The sequence below is a fragment of the Lacinutrix sp. MEBiC02404 genome (assembly GCF_053601575.1).
In genome coordinates this window covers 1-18,480 of record NZ_JBSHNV010000183.1, presented here as the reverse complement: position 1 = coordinate 18,480, position 18,480 = coordinate 1, and the positions used below count along the sequence as shown (strand labels likewise).

The window sequence follows — 18,480 nt, the reverse complement described above, 5'->3', positions numbered from 1 at the left end:
TCTAATCTAAAGTTAAAACTTTCAGTCTTTTATTTCGTCTTAAATAACTTTTAATAATATGTTGTGTATCTCTATTATTTTCCATCGGAGTAATTACAGATTCTAACACATCGATATTGTTTATTTGATAGTTTAAACTATAAAAACCAATACCTTTAAAAACACCATTTTGTATTAGTATGGCTGCGCGTTCATCTACTTCGCGGCCTCTATCTATGATGACAATGTTTTCGTTGGTAAAAGCGTTTTTATCTATAAGTTGTTGCACACGTTTGTTGTATGTTTCTGGATCTTCTTCTTGCACACAAGCACCGTCGCAGCTTTTTACGCTGTAATTAAAACAACTTGTTTTTGTTTCGTATAAACCGGTAAGTTTCTGACAAAGGTTATATTCTTCCGTTCTACTAAACATAAAGTTTTTGGCGCTTTGTCTATTGCTAAATGTCGTTATTGGTCTTTTTCTGCCATCCACTTTATCAATAGTTAAATTGATGTAACCTTTTTCATCTACAAAACTATAAAGCGCGTGCGTAAAAACCGTTTTTCTTAATGCTCTGTTGAAAATAGGTTTATTTTGTTTTATGGCTTCGCTTTCTTTTAGTAAAGCAACTAGTTCACTACCGCAAGCTTCATACGTTACCGTTGCAACTTGTAGTTGTATTTTTTTAGCTTTATGCGTGGTGCCTGTAAAATGCTGATTAACACGTTTTCTTATATTTTTACTTTTACCAATATAAATAATTTCGCCATCTGCTTTATGCATAAAATAAACGCCAGTGATAGAAGGTAAACTATCTATAATATTTAAAAGCCTGGATTCTACCTGGTTTTTTGGTTCTTGTCTTATCGATTCTTGAATGATATTTTTCTTCAAATCTTTATCCAATAACATTTTAAATAGCTTCACGGTGGCAAAGGCATCTCCAGAAGCGCGATGTCTGTCGGCTATAGGGATTCCTAATGCTCTAGTAAGTTTTCCTAAACTGTAGGAAGGCTGATCTGGAATAAGGTCTTTAGAAAGCTCTACAGTACATAAGGTTTTTCGTTTAAATTCGAAGCCTAAGCGTCTAAACTCTGTACGTAAAATTCGGTAATCAAATTTTGCATTATGTGCTACAAGAATGGTGTCTTCTGTAATTTCTACTATTCGTTTTGCTACCTCGTAAAATTTTGGAGCGTTGCGCAGCATATTGCTGTTTATTCCTGTTAGATTAACTACAAAAGGTTGTATTTCTCGTTCTGGATTTACTAAACTTATAAATTGGTCTACTACTTCGTGACCGTCGTATTTGTAGATAGCAATTTCTGTAATTCCTTCTTCATTATACTTTCCTCCGGTGGTTTCTATGTCTACTATTGTGTACAAATAAGTGCTATGTGTTTTACTTTTGAGTGTAAACTTGCAGTGTTTACTTAATTATTATAATTTCTATTGCCAAAGATACTACTTCCAACGCGAACCATGGTGCTCCCGCAATCTATTGCTAACTTAAAATCACCGCTCATTCCCATGGAAATGGTGGTGAGCTCTGTGTTTATTTCTTTTAAGTTATCGAACGTTGTTTTTAGCGTACTAAATTCTTTTTTAATTTGTTCTTGGTCTTCGGTAAAAGTAGCCATTCCCATGACTCCAACAACGGTAACGTTTTTTAATTCTGAAAATGCTGAAGATTGTAATATTTCGGAAGCTTCATCGGCAGTCATTCCAAATTTAGAATCTTCGGAAGCTATTTTTATTTGTAACAAGCAGTCTATATTTCTATCGTGTTTTGCTGCTTGCTTGTTTATTTCTTTTAGCGTTTTAAAATTCTCAACACCGTGAATTAGGCTTACAAAATGCGCCATGTATTTCACTTTATTACGTTGCACGTGACCAATCATATGCCAAGCAATATCTTTTGGCATTGCATCAAACTTATCTACCATATCCTGAATCTTGTTTTCGCCAAAAATGCGCTGTCCAGCTTCGTATGCTTGCATTATGTCGCTTACAGGTTTGGTTTTAGAAACCGCAACAAGGGTTACGTTTTCTGGGAGTTGTGATTGTATGTCTTGTAGATTTTTTGTTATGCTCATCTGTATTTTTTCCTTTTAAATAGATTACTCAATTGCACTCGCAATGACAACGAATGCCTGATTTTTTTAACCTTTTGACTTAAACTAAAACTCATAAATAGTTACGCCACTTCTCAGTTTCGGTTCAATATACGTGCTTTTTGGTGGCATTTTTAAACCCTCGTCTGCAATTTTTTTCATTTCATTTATAGTAACAGGAACCATACCAAAACCAACAGCAAATGCACCACTATCGATACTGCTTTTTAAATTGATAATATCTGTCTTTCCATTTAGATACTTTATGCGACTATCATTTCTTAAATCATCAATACCTAAAATAGGTTGTAAAATGGTTTTATACAACAACTGTGCATCTAATGCATCAAGTGAGTTATTGAAATTGTAATTCGTTTTGCGTAAATATAAAGAGTAAAAATCGCCATCTAAATACATGCTGAAATGATGTTTTTTACTTGGCTTGTATGGAATTATTCCTCTTTTTTCAATTCGGAAAGCCGTATCTAATTTAATTAGAAAAGTTTCTTTAGTTAAACCATTTAAATCTTTAATTAACCGGTTGAATTCATGAATCCGTAATTCCGATTCCGGAATTAAAAAGCTCATAAAAAAATTATAAGGCTCCGTTCCGTTATGCTTTGTGTTATTTTCTTTTAAATCTTTACTTAATAAATAGGAAGAGGAACAACGATGATGACCATCTGCAATATAAATGGTCTCCATTTTTTTAAACTCTTGAGAGATGGTTTCAATTATGGCTTCGTCTTCCACTTTCCACAAATAATGTGTATCTCTGTAGGTTGTGGTGAATTCGTATTCAGCGCGTTTCTTTTCGGTATTTTTTAAAATGGAAGCAATTGTTTTATTATCTGGGTAGGTGAGTAGTACTGGTTCTGCATTAAAGCCAACTGTTTTTAGATAGTCTTTAAAAATAGTCTCCCGAAACTCTAAAGTGTCTTCGTGTTTTTTGATGATGTCTTTTTCATAATCTTCCGCACTCGCAGCAGCAATAATACCATGAAAAACTTGCTGTTCGCGATCTACAATTTTATAAATATAAAAGGATGCTTTTTCGTCTTGCACAAAAATGTTATCCTCTTTAAATTCAGAATAACGATTTTTTACTAACGTATAGCGTTCTTCTCCCGTAATTTCATGCGCATATTTATAGCCGGGATTTACAATATGTAGAAAGGAAAACGGATTATAATCTAATCGTGCTTCACGTTCTGCTTGCGTGTAAGTTTGGTACGAGCGTGATGCTACCAAACTTACTTTATCCCGCGTTGGTCTTACTGCTTTAAAAGGAATTATTTTAGCCATGTATTATATAAAGTATTCAGTACTCAGTAATCCATGTTCAGTGTACAGTAAATAGTGAACAGAACTTTGTTATTTTGAACCAAATTTACTTGGATTTTGAATCATATAGTTAATTAGTTTGCCCACTTCAATGCTTTTCGCTGTCAATTCATTAAAAGTTTCTTGATTGATGTATTCACAAGCTAACGAGAATTCTAGCCAAGTTTGAGTTTCAGAGTTTTCTGCATCACTATCCGTTAATTTACTAATAAAATGTTTTAGATATAATCTTTTTCTATAAGCTTCCGCTAGATTAGCACATACACTTCTTGAAGATCGTCTAATTTGATCTGTTAAAGAATACGTTTCTTCTTTTGGGAAAGATTTAGAAATGTTGAAAATTTTCATTGCTAAATCGAATCCTTTTTTATAAGCTAATAAATCTTGAAACCTTAACATCTTTTATTTTTGAACTCATTTCTAGTTTGGAAACTTACTGAACACTGAACACTGAACACTGAACACTGAACACTGAACACTGAACACTGAACACTGAACACTGAACACTGAACACATTCTATTTCAAAAACTGCTTCGCTACATGCTCCGCTTTTCTACTCTCGGAATAATCATAAAAACCTTCACCAGATTTCACTCCTAATTTCCCTGCTCTTACCATATTTACTAATAACGGACAAGGAGCGTATTTCGGATTTTTGAACCCGTCATACATCACATTCAAAATGGAAAGACAAATGTCTAGTCCAATAAAATCTGCTAATTGTAAGGGGCCCATTGGGTGCGCCATTCCTAATTTCATAACCGTATCAATCTCTTCCACTCCGGCAACGCCATTGTATAGCGTTTCGATAGCTTCATTAAGCATTGGCATTAAAATTCGGTTAGCAACAAAACCAGGATAATCATTCACCTCTGTTGGTGTCTTACCTAGTTTTCTGGAAAGTTCCATAATGGTATTGGTAACTTCGTTACTGGTATTATAACCTCTAATAATCTCTACCAACTTCATAATTGGTACCGGATTCATAAAGTGCATACCAATTACTTTATCGGGACGATTAGTAACCGCAGCAATTTGTGTGATGGAAATAGAAGAAGTGTTGGATGCTAAGATGGTGTCTTCCGCGCAAGCGTCGTCTAACTGCTTAAAAATTTTAAGTTTTAAATCTACATTTTCTGTTGCTGCTTCTACTACAAGTCCAACATTTTTTACACCTTCAGGAATGCTCGTAAAGGTGGTGATATTTCCTAAAGTTTTTGCTTTATCTGCTTCTGTAATTCTTTCTTTAGCAACCATTCTATCTAGGTTTTTAGAAATGGTTTGTATCCCTTTTTCAAGAGAGGCTTCGCTAATATCTATCAGTTGTACGTTAAATCCCGATTGTGCGAATGTATGCGCAATACCATTTCCCATGGTTCCAGCGCCAATTACTGCTACGTTTTTCATAAAAAAAATATATTTTTTTGTTCCCATGAAAATGGGAATCTTGTTAATGTTTTTCCTATCCTTAATCCTTTCCAAAGGAAAGGAAACCGTTATTTGTATATTTTACCATTTTACTGTCTTTTCATGAAAAGGAAAGGAAACTGTTATGTATTGATGAATAGTTCTTCCAATTGCGTGTCTTTCCCTTAGGGAAAAAGTACGATTGGGATTTCTAAAACTGATCAATTATCATCGTTGCAACACGTAAAGCTTCTGTACCATCATGTAAGGTTACAATTGGTTTTGTGTTGTTATTTATGGCATCTGCAAAAGATTCTAATTCGTCCAGAATAGCATTGTTACCATCTACTTGCGGATTATCAAAATAGATTTGCTTTTTAATGCCTTCTGCGTTTTGTAAAATCATATCGAAATCTCCAGGTTCTTTTGGAGCATCTTTCATTTTAACTACTTCACATTTCTTTTCTAAAAAGTCTACAGAAACATAAGCATCCCGTTGAAAGAAACGCGTTTTACGCATGTTTTTCAAAGAAATTCTACTCGCAGTTAAGTTTGCCACGCAGCCGTTTACAAATTCTATTCTGGCATTTGCAATATCTGGAGTGTCACTAATTACCGAGACACCACTTGCGCTAACGTGTTTTACTTTAGATTTTACAACACTTAAAATAATGTCTATATCGTGAATCATTAAATCTAAAACTACAGGAACATCTGTACCACGAGGATTAAATTCGGCTAAACGATGTGTTTCTATAAACATTGGTTTGTCCAGCATATCTTTAACCGCTATAAAAGCAGGATTAAAGCGTTCTACATGGCCAACTTGTCCTTTTACACCATATTCAGCAACTAAGGTTCTTAGTGTTTCGGCTTCTTCCACCGTATTGGTTATTGGTTTTTCAATAAAAATATGTTTGCCTTTTGCAATCGCTTTTCTAGCACAATCGTAATGAGAAAGCGTAGGAGTTACAATATCTACAACATCTACAGCTTCAATAAGCTTGTCAATAGAATTGAAATAAGTGTACCCAAATTCGGCAGCTACTTTTTTTGCGTTTTCTTCATCGGCATCATAGAAACCTACAAGATTATATTTATCAGATTGATGAAGTAGTCTTAAATGAATTTTCCCAAGGTGACCAGCACCAAGAACTCCAGCTTTTAGCATTCTTTTACGTTTTTAACAAAAATAAGATTTTTAATTTTTTAATTGTTAATTCTTGGCAATCTTTTTAAAGGAATTCATTTTAAGAAATCCTTAACTACCCTTTAACGGAAATTTGTGATTTGTGCGAAATCTATTGTTAAAGTTTAGTTCGTAGATATAGTGTACGACTTATAAGAGCACACATTGTTTAACTTAAAATTTATAGAATCATGAAAAAATTAATGATAACATTAAGCGCAGTATTTTTTATTACAACAACTATTTCTGCAAGCAACGGGACACAAACTTTACAAGCGAACGACTTAAAAACGAAATTAGAGACATTTAAAAACAACTATAAAAAAGATATGTATTTATGGGAAGTAGAAAGTAATTATGGTACAGCAACGGGTTATTCTACATCTCTTGAAAAAGCGAAAGAAATGGTTGCTTTAGTTGGTAAAGAAGATGTTACCACTTATAAGATAATTGTTTCCAATTAAACTTCTTTATAATAAAAGACAAAGCATCAAGTTGTTATAATTTGATGTTTTTTTTTGCTCTTTTATTCATGGTCTTTAAAATGTTTGTTTAATTTTAGCATTCTAAACTAACTCACTTTTTGAAAGATACATTTAAACATCAAGGATTAAGACAAAAACTAGTAGATGTTCTAGTTGCTAAGGGAATACAGGATAAACAGGTGCTAGCTGCTATTAGAAAAATACCGAGACATTTGTTTATGGATTCTAGTTTTTTGGACCATGCATACCAGGATAAAGCGTTTCCTATTGGTGCAGACCAAACGATATCACAACCTTATACGGTTGCTTTTCAATCGGAATTATTACAAATAAAACCCACCGATAAAGTTTTAGAAATAGGTACAGGAAGTGGTTATCAAACTGCTGTTTTGTGCGAATTAGGCGCAAAAGTGTATAGTATTGAAAGACAACAAGAGCTTTTTAAAAAGACAAGTAAGTTTTTGCCTAAGTTAGGCTATCGCGCAAAGAAACTCATTTTTGGAGATGGTTATAAAGGGTTGAAAGAAGAAGCTCCTTTCGCAAGTATTATTGTGACTGCTGGTGCTCCATTTGTCCCAAAACCATTATTAAGTCAGTTGGCAGTTGGCGGCCGATTAGTAATTCCTGTTGGAGATGACGTGCAAACCATGACTTTATTTATTAGAAATGGAGAAAAAGAATTTGAAAAACACGAATTTGGCGAGTTTCGTTTTGTGCCCTTATTAGAAGATAAGAACTAATCTTTTCTATAGTTTTAGAAAACGAAGCAATATGAACACAAAAACAATATAGGTTTCCAAATGAGATTCAGAAATTTGTTTTTATGTTTAAAGGAACTAATTCAGAAGAAAAGTTTTAATAATTAAAAGCAGTTAATTATTAAAACTTTTCTTGATTCTGGCTAAGTCCCGTTTATTATCACTGTCTTTCATCGTCTCTCTCTTATCGTACAGTTTCTTCCCTTTTGCTAAAGCAACAACTAGCTTGGCTAAACCTCTTTCATTTAAAAATAAACGTAACGGAACAATCGTTAAACCTTTTGTATTCACGTCTTTTTCTAACTTTTTAAGCTCGCGTTTATTTAATAAAAGTTTGCGTTCTGCTTTTGGCGCATGATTATAGTAGTTACCATAAACATATTCTTGAATGGTCATGTTGATAACAAACAGCTCTCCTTTCTCATTAAATTCGCAAAAACTTTCTGTAATAGAAGCTTTACTATCTCTAATAGATTTTATTTCGGTACCAGTTAAAACAATTCCAGCGGTATACTTATCGAGTATCTCGTATTCGAATCTTGCCTTTTTGTTTTTTATGTTTACTTTGTTTTGCATGTACGCCAAAATTACATAATTTAATTAAGTACTAAAATGTTATTAATTGATTAATTTCGCGACAATCTAAAGAAACTTATATTTCATGCAAAATTTAAAATACCTAATTGTGGTTTGTGTCCTATTTATAGCTTGTAAAACCGAAAAAGTCGAAACAGCAAATACTATTATTGAGAAAGCAATAGAAGTCGCTGGTGGCCAAAAATATGGAGACGCAGAAATAGTATTTAATTTTAGAGATAAGCAGTATACTGCCATTCGTAAAAAGGATATATATCAATATGAACGCGAGTTCAAAGATTCTACGCAGGTAACTCGTGATGTATTAAATAATAAGGGTTTTAAAAGATTTATCAACAATAAAGAGATGGTAGTTGCCGATACCATGGCTGTAAAATATGCAGCATCTGTAAACTCTGTGCATTATTTTGCTTTACTACCTTACGGCTTAAACGATGCTGCGGTAATTAAAGAAGATTTAGGAGAGGTTTTTATTAAAGGAAAAAAATATCATAAAATTAAAGTGACTTTTAAACAAGAAGGTGGCGGAGAAGATTTTGAAGATGAGTTTTTATATTGGATAAACACTAAAACTTTCACGGTAGATTATTTAGCGTATTCGTATCAAGAAGATTCTGGTGTTGGCATTCGTTTCCGCGAAGCGTATAATGTGCGAACTATAAATGGATTGCGTTTTGTAGATTATAATAATTTTAAACCAGCAGACGAAAGCCTTAATCTTTTGGATACAGACAAGGCTTTTGAAAACGATACACTTAAATTGCTTTCTAAAATAGAATTGAAAGAAATTACCGTAAAATAGAGTTCCTTTTTACGGTAATAACAACGAATGCTTAAGCTAAATCTAAAGCAATCTCTATCATATCTTTAAAAGTAGTTTCTCTTTCTTTACTAGTAGTGGTTTCACCTGTTACTAAAGAATCAGAAATAGTAAGAATAGTAAGTGCATTTACATTATGTTTTGCTGCAACCGTATATAAGCCTGCAGTTTCCATTTCTACACAAAGCACACCAAATTTGCTCCACTTTTTGTAGGATTCAAAATCATCTGCATAAAACTCGTCACTAGTAAAAACGTTTCCAGCTTTAATGGCAATTTTTTTTGCTTTTGCAGCATCTACCGCTTTTTGAAAAAGTTCAAAACTCGCAGTAGGAGCGTAGTCCGCACCTCCAAAACGTAACTCGTTTACTCCAGAATTAGAAGAAGCAGCCATTGCGAAAACCACATCTCTTATTTTAATATGTTCTTGGTATGAACCAGAACTACCAACACGAATCAAGTTTTTAACACCAAACTGCGTAATCAGTTCATGGGCATAAATAGAAATACTAGGAACTCCCATTCCGGTTCCCATTACCGAAACGCGTTTCCCTTCATAAGTTCCAGTATAGCCCAACATACCTCTTACTTCGTTAAAACAAACTGGGTTTTCAAAAAAAGTTTCGGCAATCCATTTTGCGCGTAAAGGATCTCCTGGTAATAAAATAGTTTCTGCAATATCGCCTTTCTTGGCTCCAATATGTATGCTCATTTTTTTTGTTTAAAAGTTGTACGTGTACTAAAAAGTATTTAAAGTTGAAATAGTTCTTACGCTTATGATTAGTAGTTGTTTTCTTCGGAAGACATTCCTGTTACAATCGCAATTCCGTTAGAAGTTCCTATTCTATTCACACCAAGATCAATATACTCTAAAGCCGTTTTAGTATCTCTAATTCCGCCGGAAGCTTTTATCTTAGTGTTGCCATTTGCAATAACAGATTGCATTAGTTTTACATCTTTAATCGTTGCGCCTCCAGTTCCAAATCCTGTAGAAGTTTTTATAAAATCTGCACCAGAATGTATCGCAAGTGCACTGGCTTTTAGGATTTCTGACGCTTCTAAATAACAAGTTTCTAATATCACTTTCAAAGTGTGATTAGGCATTACTTTTTTTACAGCTTCTATATCTTTAGAAACGGCATCAAAATCTAAGCTTTTTAGAAGTCCGATATTGATAACCATGTCAATTTCATCTGCTCCATCTTTTAAAGCTTGTTTGGTTTCTTCTACTTTTGCATTGGTACTCATGGCACCTAAAGGAAAACCAATAACGCTGCATGCTTTTACATCCGAGTTTTTTAATTGCTCTTTAACTAAAGGGATATAGCATGAATTTACACATACCGAAAAGAAATTATGTGCTATAGCTTCTTTACAAATTTGTATAATGTCTTCTTTGGTTGCTGTTGCTTTTAAAAGCGTGTGATCGATGTATTTGTTTAATTTCATTTTAGCTTAGAATAGTCATTAAAATTACTTTATTTTTTTTAAAACGGAGGCTGTTTTTACGAATTTTTATCTAAAAAATTGGATTAAAAAATAAGGTTTCAAACTATGACTTTTGTCAGCTTTTAGGGCGTTTTACATAATTAATTTTGTTTAAAATTTAAACCCAATTATTATGAGAAAATTATTTATAACCGCCTTAATTGCAAGTTTCGCTTTTATTTCAACGAACGCACAAGAGAATATTTCAATAGAAGATACAGGTTTTACAAAATTTCAACTCCGAGTGAGAGCTTTAGCAGTTGTTCCAAATGAATCTGCAAATATAGAAGCTATTGGTGGAGATGTAACTATTACAAACGATTACGTTCCAGAATTAGATTTAACTTATTTTTTTACTAAAAACATAGCAGCAGAATTAATTTTAGCAACAACCCAACATGATGTGAAAGCGATATCTACTGCGGCAGGAGATATTCCGTTAGGCGATGTTAGATTATTACCTCCAACGTTGACATTACAATACCATTTTAATGGCGATATGGTGCATCCTTATGTAGGAGCAGGAGTGAATTACACTTTGTTTTATGATGAAAATTCTGGTCCTGTAGCAGATAAAGTGGAATATGATAACGCTTTTGGTTTTGCTTTTCAATTAGGATTTGATTTCGATATTACCGACAAATGGTTTATTAATTTAGATGCTAAGTACTTATTATTAAACACAGATGTAACTGTAAATGCTACTACCGCATTAGGCGCTACAGTTGGTGCTGATGTAGACATTAATCCTTTTATGGCAGGTGTTGGTATTGGTTATAGATTATTTTAATATTCATGATTTCTTATAAAAGGTCGCTATATGCGGCCTTTTTTTTGTTTAAAAATTATTTATATGAAAGGACTTGCATATATTTAAGCCTAAATGATAGTATATAATTATGCAAGATATAAATGCCGTTAAAGAATACGATTTAATTTGTGTTGGAGGAGGAATTATGAGCGCAACATTAGCGCTTATTTCAAAAATATTAAAACCAGATTTAAAAGTTTTAATTGTAGAACGATTAGATGCCGTGGCGCAAGAGAGTTCTGCAGCATGGAATAATGCAGGAACAGGACATTCGGCACTTTGTGAGTTGAATTATTGTCCCGAAAATGAAGAGGGTTCTGTCCTTATTGAAAAAGCGATAAAAATCTGTGAACAGTTTGAGTTTTCTAAACAATTTTGGAGTTATCTAGTCGAAGAGGGATTACTAGAAAATCCCGAAGCGTTTATTACTTCTGTACCACATCATAGTTGGGTTTTAGGAAAAGAAAATGCGGATTATTTAGAGAAGCGTTTTCATACCATGAAAGATCATTTTATGTTTAATACTATTGATTTTACTAGAGAAAAAAGTAAAATGGCCGATTGGTTTCCTTTAATAATGCATAATAGGAAAGAAGACGAAATCATGGCTGCTTCTCGAATAGATCGAGGAACAGAAGTGAATTATGGCGCACTTACAAAAGCACTTTTTAAAATTCTAGAAACGAAATATAATACACCTGTACATTGTAATATGGAAGTGCAAGATGTTGATCCTAGCGCAGATATTGATTGGACCGTAGAAATGAAAAATCTAGTGACCCATGAAAAACATAACCTAGAATCGAAGCATGTATTTATTGGAGCGGGAGGAGGAAGTTTGCTATTATTACAAAAAGTAGAAATCGATGAAAAGGAAGGCTATGGCGGTTTTCCAATAAGTGGCGAATGGTTGGTTTGTAAAAATGAAGAAATTATAAAACAGCATAACGCAAAAGTATATAGTAAAGCAGGAATTGGCGATCCGCCAATGTCTACGCCGCATTTAGATACTAGATATATTGATGGTAAACGCGAGTTGCTTTTTGGACCTTTTGCTGGGTTTAGTCCGAAGTTTTTAAAAGAAGGTTCTAATCTAGATCTATTTAAATCGGTGCAATTGGATAATATTTCACCTTTATTGGGCGCATTCTGGCATAATTTACCTTTAACGAAATATTTAATCGAACAAGTAACTTCTTCCCATGAAGATAGAATGGAAGAATTACGAAAATTTGTTAAGGATGCTAAAAGTGAAGATTGGGAAATTCTAGTGGCAGGTCAACGTGTTCAAATAATTAAAAAGGATGTATTTGAAGGCGGTGTTTTACAATTTGGAACAGAAGTAGTAAGTAGTAAGGACGGAAGTATTACTTGTTTATTAGGAGCATCTCCTGGAGCATCGACTGCAACATCTGTAATGTTAGAAGTTTTAGAAAAAGCTTTTCCTGAAATTTTAAATACTTCCGAAGGAAAAGAATTATTGCATAAAATTGTTCCTATGTGGAAGAAAGAAGTGGATGCTACTTTGTTTCAAGAACAATTAGAGAAATCTAAAAAAGCATTGCGATTATAAAGTTTCTATTTCTTAAAACTGCTTCGCGTTTTAGGTCAAACGCTCCTAATTTATTTTTAATAAATCCACCTCTCTTTAACTAAAGAGAGGAGCAGGTTCTAACTGTGATTTGGATTACATGATAATTATACGTTTTGACTTTTTAATGTTTCGAGATTTTAGAAATGTAATTAGCTCTCCTCTTACGTTTAAGAGGAGAATGAATTTTGGTTTTCCATAGAAAATCGGAAGAAAGAGGAGTTTGTTTTTAAATAGTATAAAGCATGTATCTTGATAAAAACAGCTTCGCATTTTAGGTCAAACGCTCCGAATTTATTTTTAATAAATCCACCTCTCTTTAACTAAAGAGAGGAGCAGGTTCTAATTATGGTTTGGATTACATGATAATTATACGTTTTGACTTTTTAATGTTTTGAGATTTTAGAAATGTAATTAGCTCTCCTCTTACGTTTAAGAGGAGAATGAATTTTGGTTTTCCATAGAAAATCGGAAGAAAGAGGAGTTTGTTTTTAAATAGTATAAAGCATGTGTCTTGATAAAAATAGCTTCGCATTTTATGTCAAACTCTCCGGATTTCCTTTACATAAAATCCACCTCTCTTTAGCTAAAGAGAGGAGCGGGTACTAACTGTAATTTGGATTACATGATAGTTATACGTTTTGGTTTTTTAAATATTATGAGGTTTTAGAATAGAAAGAAGCTCTCCTCTTACGTTTAAGAGGAGAATGAATTTTGGTTTTCCATAGAAAATCGGAAGAAAGGAGAGTTTGTTTTAAATAGTATAAAGCATGTGTCTTGATAAAAACTGCTTCGCGTTTTAGGTCAAACGCTCCGAATTTATTTTTAATAAATCCACCTCTCTTTAGCTAAAGAGAGGAGCAGGTTCTAATTATGGTTTGGATTACATGATAATTATACGTTTTGACTTTTTAATGTTTTGAGATTTTAGAACTGTGTTTAGCTCTCCTCTTACGTTTAAGAGGAGAATGAATTTTGGTTTTCCATAGAAAATCGGAAGAAAGAGGAGTTTGTTTCTAAAAAACGAGAGGTGCAGATTTGCGCTAAAACTTCGCTAAACAGGATATTTTATGGAAAGATTATTTTAATAAATAAAGTTTAAAACCACGTAGAAACCCCTGTTTTTTATAAAATACAATAAGCAATTATTTTCTCCTCTATTAAATTAATATACCTTTCGAGTGCTAATAATTAATTTAATTATATTATGAAAAAACAAAACACTTATTTTTTGATGCTATGCATTGCGCTTAGCCCAAATTTATTTGCACAACAAGACGACCCAGGTAGTAGTTTTGCTCCTGTAGATACCAGTGTACAAGTGATTGCCGAAGATTTAGTTGTTCAAGGAAGTTTAGCAATTGGTTTTGATGTTACTTCAGCAGAAAGCTTTGGTTTTGATACCTTTAGGTTAAAAGAAAACAACCTAAGAATTCATTTTGATGATACTTCTGGTACTGGGACTTTTCCAGATAATGACTGGAGAATTTCCATTAACGATACTGCTAATGGAGGTCTTAACTATTTTGCAATCGACGATGCTACGGCGGGAACAAATCCTTTTCGCGTTTTAGCAGGAGCAGGAAATAATGCATTATATATAGGGACAGCTGGTAATGTTGGTTTAGGAACAGCAGCTCCAGCAGTAGAATTACACGTTACAGATGGAGATTCGCCAACAATGCGTTTAGAACAAGATGGTGCTAATGGCTGGACTCCTCAAATTTGGGATGTTGCAGGTAATGAAACCAATTTTTTTGTAAGAGATGTTACGAATGGAAGTTTACTTCCTTTTAGAATACAACCACAAGCAGCAACAAATTCTCTATATATTGCAGCTACAGGTAATGTAAGTTTGGGAGATGCTTCTCCTTCAGAAAGACTAGAGGTAAATGGTAATGCTGCAATTACTGGTAATACATTTATTGCTGGTCAAGCAGGAATTGCAACGATTACGCCAGATGCTAATGCGTCTTTAGATTTAGCTGCAACAGATAAAGCTTTATTATTAAACCGCTTAACAACGGTTGGTCGTGGAGACTTAGCTACTGCGGGAGCGGTTGCAGGAATGTTAGTGTATGATACCGATGAAAATAAAACCTATTATTTTGATGGAACCAATTGGGTAAATCCTTCAGAAGACAATCAAAACTTAGCTTCTGCTTCTTTAACAGATACCACTTTAACGGTTGCTATTGAAAATGGAACTTCCGTAGCTGTAGATTTAGCACCAATTTTAACACCTTTACAAGCTGCAATTACAGATTTAGAAAATGAAAATACTGCGCAACAGGCACAAATTGATGCGTTAATAGCTAGAATGGATGCAGTTGAAGCTTGTGCTTGTGATGGAACTTTAAGTATAGAAAGTCCTTCTGATGATTTGAATGGGAACGCGAGTATTCGATTAAACCAAAATATTCCAAATCCGTTTCAAGTAAATACAACTATCGATTATTATATTCCAATGCAATATAAAACTGCAAATATTCAAGTGGTTTCTGCTTTAGGTCAAGTTGTTTATGATATTCCTATCACGCAATTTGGTGATGGTTCTGTTACATTAACAAAAAATAATTTACAATCTGCAGTTTACTTTTATACACTGTATGTAGATGGAAGAAAAATAGATTCTAAGCGTTTAGTAGTAGACTAATAACTATTAGCTCGTTGTGCATTATAAATTAAAATCTTTAAAACGTCAGTTCGAGTGATTTTGAGGTACGAAAAATTGTATCGAGAACTAAATATTAGTTAAAATTCTTATTCTCGATACAAATTTCACTCATTTTCAATCGTGAAATTCACTCGAATTGACGAATTTCATCAAAATACACAACTGGTTAAATCATAAAAAAAAGCAGCGCTCGTCTTAAAAAGATTCGCGCTGTTTTTCAACTAACTAACCAACTTATTATGAAAACGTAGAAACTTTTAACTTATTTTACGTTAACAATACTTTGTGATTTATTCTATATAAAAGTGTTTTCCCATAAAGAATATATTATTTTATACTTCTTCAGCAACCAAACTATTTTGGTTTCTAAAAACAAGTTCTCCATCAAAAGCATCTAAGAGAATAATACTATCTGTAGTTACTGTTCCTCCTAGTATTTCTTTACTTAAAGCGTTTAATACTTCTTTCTGAATTACTCGTTTTACAGGTCTTGCTCCATACTCTGGATCATAACCTTTGTCTGCTAAATAATTTATAGCTTCTTGTGTCGCATCAAAAGTAATGCCTTGTTGTGCAATCATTTTAGTGATTCCTTTTAACTGTAAACCAACAATCTGAACAATGTTTTCTTTGCTTAAAGGGGTAAACATAATCGTGTCATCTATTCGGTTTAAAAACTCCGGTCTTACCGTTTGTTTCAGTAAAGCTAATACATCTACTTTTGCTGCTTCTATTGCTGAATCTACATCTTTGGTAGCTTCAAAACGCTCTTGAATTATCTGACTTCCCATATTGGAGGTCATAATAATTATGGTGTTTTTGAAATCGGCAACACGACCTTTATTATCAGTTAATCTTCCTTCGTCTAATACTTGTAATAAGATATTGAAGGTATCTGGATGTGCTTTTTCAATTTCATCTAAAAGAACCACAGAATACGGTTTTCTTCGTACCGCTTCCGTAAGTTGTCCTCCTTCGTCATAACCAACATATCCTGGAGGTGCACCAACAAGTCTACTTACCGCATGACGTTCTTGGTATTCACTCATATCTATTCTAGTCATGGCACTTTCATCATCAAAAAGATATTCTGCCAACGCTTTTGCTAATTCTGTTTTACCAACACCTGTTGTACCAAGGAATAAAAAGGTTCCTATAGGTTTTTGCGGATTTTGTAAACCAGCTCTGCTACGACGCACAGCATCACTTACAGCAACAATTGCTTCTTCTTGACCAACCACACGTTTGTGCAATTCGTCTTCTAGTTTTAAAAGTTTTTCACGATCACTTTGCAGCATTTTAGTAACCGGAATACCTGTCCATTTTGCTACAACATCTGCGATATCTTCATAGGTAACTTCTTCTTTAATTAAAGAACTTTCGCTTTGGTTTTCTTGCAGTTCTTTTTGCAGTTTCTCCAATTGTTCTTGTTCGTCTTTAATTTTTCCGTAACGGATTTCAGCTACTTTACCATAATCGCCATCACGTTCTGCTCGTTCCGCTTCTAGCTTAAACTCTTCAATATTAGACTTTGCTGTTTGAATGTTATCTACAACGTCTTTTTCGGTTTTCCATTGCGCATAAATCTCGTTGCGATCTTCTTTTAAATTTGCTAAGTCGGCACGTAATGCTTTTAATTTCGTTTCGTCCTTTTCTCGTTTAATCGCTTCAATTTCAATTTCTAATTGCATGATTTTGCGATCTAAAACATCTAACTCTTCGGGTTTAGAATTTATTTCCATACGTAGTTTAGAAGCAGCCTCATCCATTAAGTCAATAGCTTTGTCTGGTAAATAACGATTGGTAATATATCTTTCTGAAAGTTCTACGGCACCAATAATAGCTTCGTCTTTAATACGCACTTTATGGTGTGTTTCGTACTTTTCTTTAATTCCTCTTAAAATAGAAATAGCACTTTCGGTATCTGGCTCATTCACCATTACTTTTTGAAAACGACGCTCTAAAGCTTTGTCTTTTTCAAAGTATTTTTGGTATTCATCTAAAGTGGTTGCTCCAATGGCACGCAGTTCTCCACGAGCTAATGCGGGTTTTAAAATGTTTGCAGCATCCATTGCTCCTTGTCCGCCACCAGCACCAACTAGCGTGTGTATTTCGTCTATAAAGAGAACAATGTTTCCGTCGCTTTCTGTTACTTCTTTTATAACCGCTTTTAATCTTTCTTCAAATTCCCCTTTAAATTTTGCTCCAGCAATTAAGGCTCCCATATCAAGGGCAAAGATTTGCTTATCTATTAAATTTTCCGGAATATCGCCATCTACAATTCGATGCGCTAAACCTTCTGCTATTGCTGTTTTTCCAGTTCCTGGTTCCCCAACTAAAATTGGATTGTTCTTGGTTCGACGGGATAATATTTGAAGGATTCTTCTAATTTCTTCATCACGACCAATTACAGGATCTAGTTTTCCATCTCTTGCTAATTGATTTAAATTTTTAGCGTATTTATTTAATGAGTTGTAGGTTTCTTCCTGACTTTGAGAGGTTACTCGATCTCCTTTTCGTAATTCATCAATGGCTGCTTGTAAGCCTTTTTCTGTAACGCTTTGGTCTTTTAATATTTGCGCTATTTTACTTTTCGATTTAAAAATAGCGAGTATTAAATGCTCTATGGAAACATAATCATCGTTCATTTTTTTCGCGATAATAGATGCTTCATTTAAGGTTTTTCCTAATTCTCTAGATAATATAATATCTCCACCTGTAACTTTAGGAAAGCTTTCTAAATCCTTCTCTAATATTTGCTGAAGCATGGCAACGTTAACATTCAGTTTTTTTAATATAAATGGTAAAACGTTTTCATCTACTTCAAAAATAGCTTTAAAAAGGTGCTCGTTTTCTATTTGTTGATGACCATAACCTTGCGCAATTTGTTGTGCTTGTTGTATGGCTTCTTGTGATTTTATTGTATAATTGTTGAAGTTCATAGTTATGTTGTGTTTTATAATTTAGTATAAGATGTACATCTTTTAATTTTCTCTATTGTTATTAGTTTAAGGCAACAATCTTACCAGTTTAATCTGCAAGACAAAATGTCTGTTTTTGTGAATAATAGGGTGACTTTTTGTCTATTTCTGTAATTACGTTTACTGATAGTAAGTTTGCAAAAATGTTTCGACAAAAAGAATGATTTATATCAGTAAATGGATATTAAGGTGTTTAATTTAAAATTAATTCCATTTTCGAGGAAATAAAAAATAGAA

General features: G+C 33.5%; 16 protein-coding genes. 6 read left to right on the top strand and 10 right to left on the bottom strand.

Annotated features, from left to right (window positions below; genetic code table 11):
- Window position 1 precedes the first annotated feature (1 nt).
- The 6 genes from ACVCXO_RS10470 to ACVCXO_RS10445 all read right to left on the bottom strand — a co-directional run bounded on the left by ACVCXO_RS10470 (window position 2) and on the right by ACVCXO_RS10445 (window position 6,017).
- The gene (locus tag ACVCXO_RS10470; RefSeq protein ID WP_452229542.1) at window positions 2-1,366 is read right to left on the bottom strand and encodes an exonuclease domain-containing protein; all 1,365 of its coding nucleotides are present in this window, start codon (window positions 1,364-1,366) and stop codon (window positions 2-4) included.
- A 47-nt stretch (window positions 1,367-1,413) separates the two neighbouring features.
- Window positions 1,414-2,076, bottom strand: coding sequence for a YggS family pyridoxal phosphate-dependent enzyme (locus ACVCXO_RS10465; RefSeq protein WP_452229541.1), 663 nt, complete (start codon window positions 2,074-2,076; stop codon window positions 1,414-1,416).
- 84 nt (window positions 2,077-2,160) lie between these two features.
- Entirely contained in the window at window positions 2,161-3,399 is a 1,239-nt protein-coding gene (locus ACVCXO_RS10460; RefSeq protein WP_452229540.1) for a DUF1015 domain-containing protein, read from the bottom strand.
- Window positions 3,400-3,468: 69 nt separating this feature from the next.
- Window positions 3,469-3,837 carry a four helix bundle protein gene (locus ACVCXO_RS10455; RefSeq protein WP_452229539.1) on the bottom strand — a complete coding sequence of 123 codons (369 nt, stop codon included), beginning with the start codon at window positions 3,835-3,837 and terminating at the stop codon, window positions 3,469-3,471.
- Between the two features lie 118 nt (window positions 3,838-3,955).
- Window positions 3,956-4,846, bottom strand: a complete 891-nt coding sequence (locus ACVCXO_RS10450) for a 3-hydroxybutyryl-CoA dehydrogenase (protein ID WP_452229538.1) — start codon at window positions 4,844-4,846, stop codon at window positions 3,956-3,958.
- A 211-nt stretch (window positions 4,847-5,057) separates the two neighbouring features.
- Entirely contained in the window at window positions 5,058-6,017 is a 960-nt protein-coding gene (locus tag ACVCXO_RS10445; RefSeq protein ID WP_452229537.1) for a Gfo/Idh/MocA family protein, read from the bottom strand.
- A gap of 209 nt (window positions 6,018-6,226) precedes the next feature.
- Between ACVCXO_RS10445 and ACVCXO_RS10440 the strand changes: the two genes are divergently transcribed.
- Together ACVCXO_RS10440 and ACVCXO_RS10435 are read left to right on the top strand one after the other, a co-directional pair.
- Window positions 6,227-6,499 (top strand): hypothetical protein, encoded by a 273-nt coding sequence (locus ACVCXO_RS10440; protein WP_452229536.1) that lies wholly within the window; start codon window positions 6,227-6,229, stop codon window positions 6,497-6,499.
- 119 nt (window positions 6,500-6,618) lie between these two features.
- Window positions 6,619-7,260 carry a protein-L-isoaspartate(D-aspartate) O-methyltransferase gene (locus ACVCXO_RS10435; protein WP_452229535.1) on the top strand — a complete coding sequence of 214 codons (642 nt, stop codon included), beginning with the start codon at window positions 6,619-6,621 and terminating at the stop codon, window positions 7,258-7,260.
- Window positions 7,261-7,392: 132 nt separating this feature from the next.
- Here the strand turns inward: ACVCXO_RS10435 and smpB are convergent, their stop codons facing one another.
- Window positions 7,393-7,854 carry an SsrA-binding protein SmpB gene (smpB, locus tag ACVCXO_RS10430; protein ID WP_452229534.1) on the bottom strand — a complete coding sequence of 154 codons (462 nt, stop codon included), beginning with the start codon at window positions 7,852-7,854 and terminating at the stop codon, window positions 7,393-7,395.
- 85 nt (window positions 7,855-7,939) lie between these two features.
- Here smpB and ACVCXO_RS10425 point away from each other — a divergent pair, with 85 nt between their 5' ends.
- Window positions 7,940-8,677, top strand: coding sequence for a DUF6503 family protein (locus ACVCXO_RS10425; RefSeq protein WP_452229533.1), 738 nt, complete (start codon window positions 7,940-7,942; stop codon window positions 8,675-8,677).
- Between the two features lie 31 nt (window positions 8,678-8,708).
- Here the strand turns inward: ACVCXO_RS10425 and deoD are convergent, their stop codons facing one another.
- Both deoD and deoC read right to left on the bottom strand, forming a co-directional pair.
- Window positions 8,709-9,407 carry a purine-nucleoside phosphorylase gene (gene deoD / locus ACVCXO_RS10420; RefSeq protein ID WP_452229532.1) on the bottom strand — a complete coding sequence of 233 codons (699 nt, stop codon included), beginning with the start codon at window positions 9,405-9,407 and terminating at the stop codon, window positions 8,709-8,711.
- Between the two features lie 68 nt (window positions 9,408-9,475).
- Window positions 9,476-10,144: a deoxyribose-phosphate aldolase gene (deoC, locus tag ACVCXO_RS10415; RefSeq protein ID WP_452229531.1), complete on the bottom strand. Its 669-nt coding sequence runs from the start codon at window positions 10,142-10,144 to the stop codon at window positions 9,476-9,478.
- A gap of 172 nt (window positions 10,145-10,316) precedes the next feature.
- Between deoC and ACVCXO_RS10410 the strand changes: the two genes are divergently transcribed.
- The 3 genes from ACVCXO_RS10410 to ACVCXO_RS10400 all read left to right on the top strand — a co-directional run bounded on the left by ACVCXO_RS10410 (window position 10,317) and on the right by ACVCXO_RS10400 (window position 15,241).
- Window positions 10,317-10,973, top strand: a complete 657-nt coding sequence (locus ACVCXO_RS10410) for an OmpW/AlkL family protein (RefSeq protein WP_452229530.1) — start codon at window positions 10,317-10,319, stop codon at window positions 10,971-10,973.
- Between the two features lie 109 nt (window positions 10,974-11,082).
- The gene (gene mqo, locus ACVCXO_RS10405; protein ID WP_452229529.1) at window positions 11,083-12,567 is read left to right on the top strand and encodes a malate dehydrogenase (quinone); all 1,485 of its coding nucleotides are present in this window, start codon (window positions 11,083-11,085) and stop codon (window positions 12,565-12,567) included.
- Between the two features lie 1,225 nt (window positions 12,568-13,792).
- On the top strand, window positions 13,793-15,241 hold the full coding sequence (locus tag ACVCXO_RS10400) for a T9SS type A sorting domain-containing protein (RefSeq protein ID WP_452229528.1): 1,449 nt from the start codon (window positions 13,793-13,795) through the stop codon (window positions 15,239-15,241).
- A 353-nt stretch (window positions 15,242-15,594) separates the two neighbouring features.
- Here ACVCXO_RS10400 and clpB read toward each other — a convergent pair whose 3' ends face one another.
- Entirely contained in the window at window positions 15,595-18,204 is a 2,610-nt protein-coding gene (clpB, locus tag ACVCXO_RS10395; RefSeq protein ID WP_452229527.1) for an ATP-dependent chaperone ClpB, read from the bottom strand.
- Window positions 18,205-18,480 lie beyond the last annotated feature (276 nt).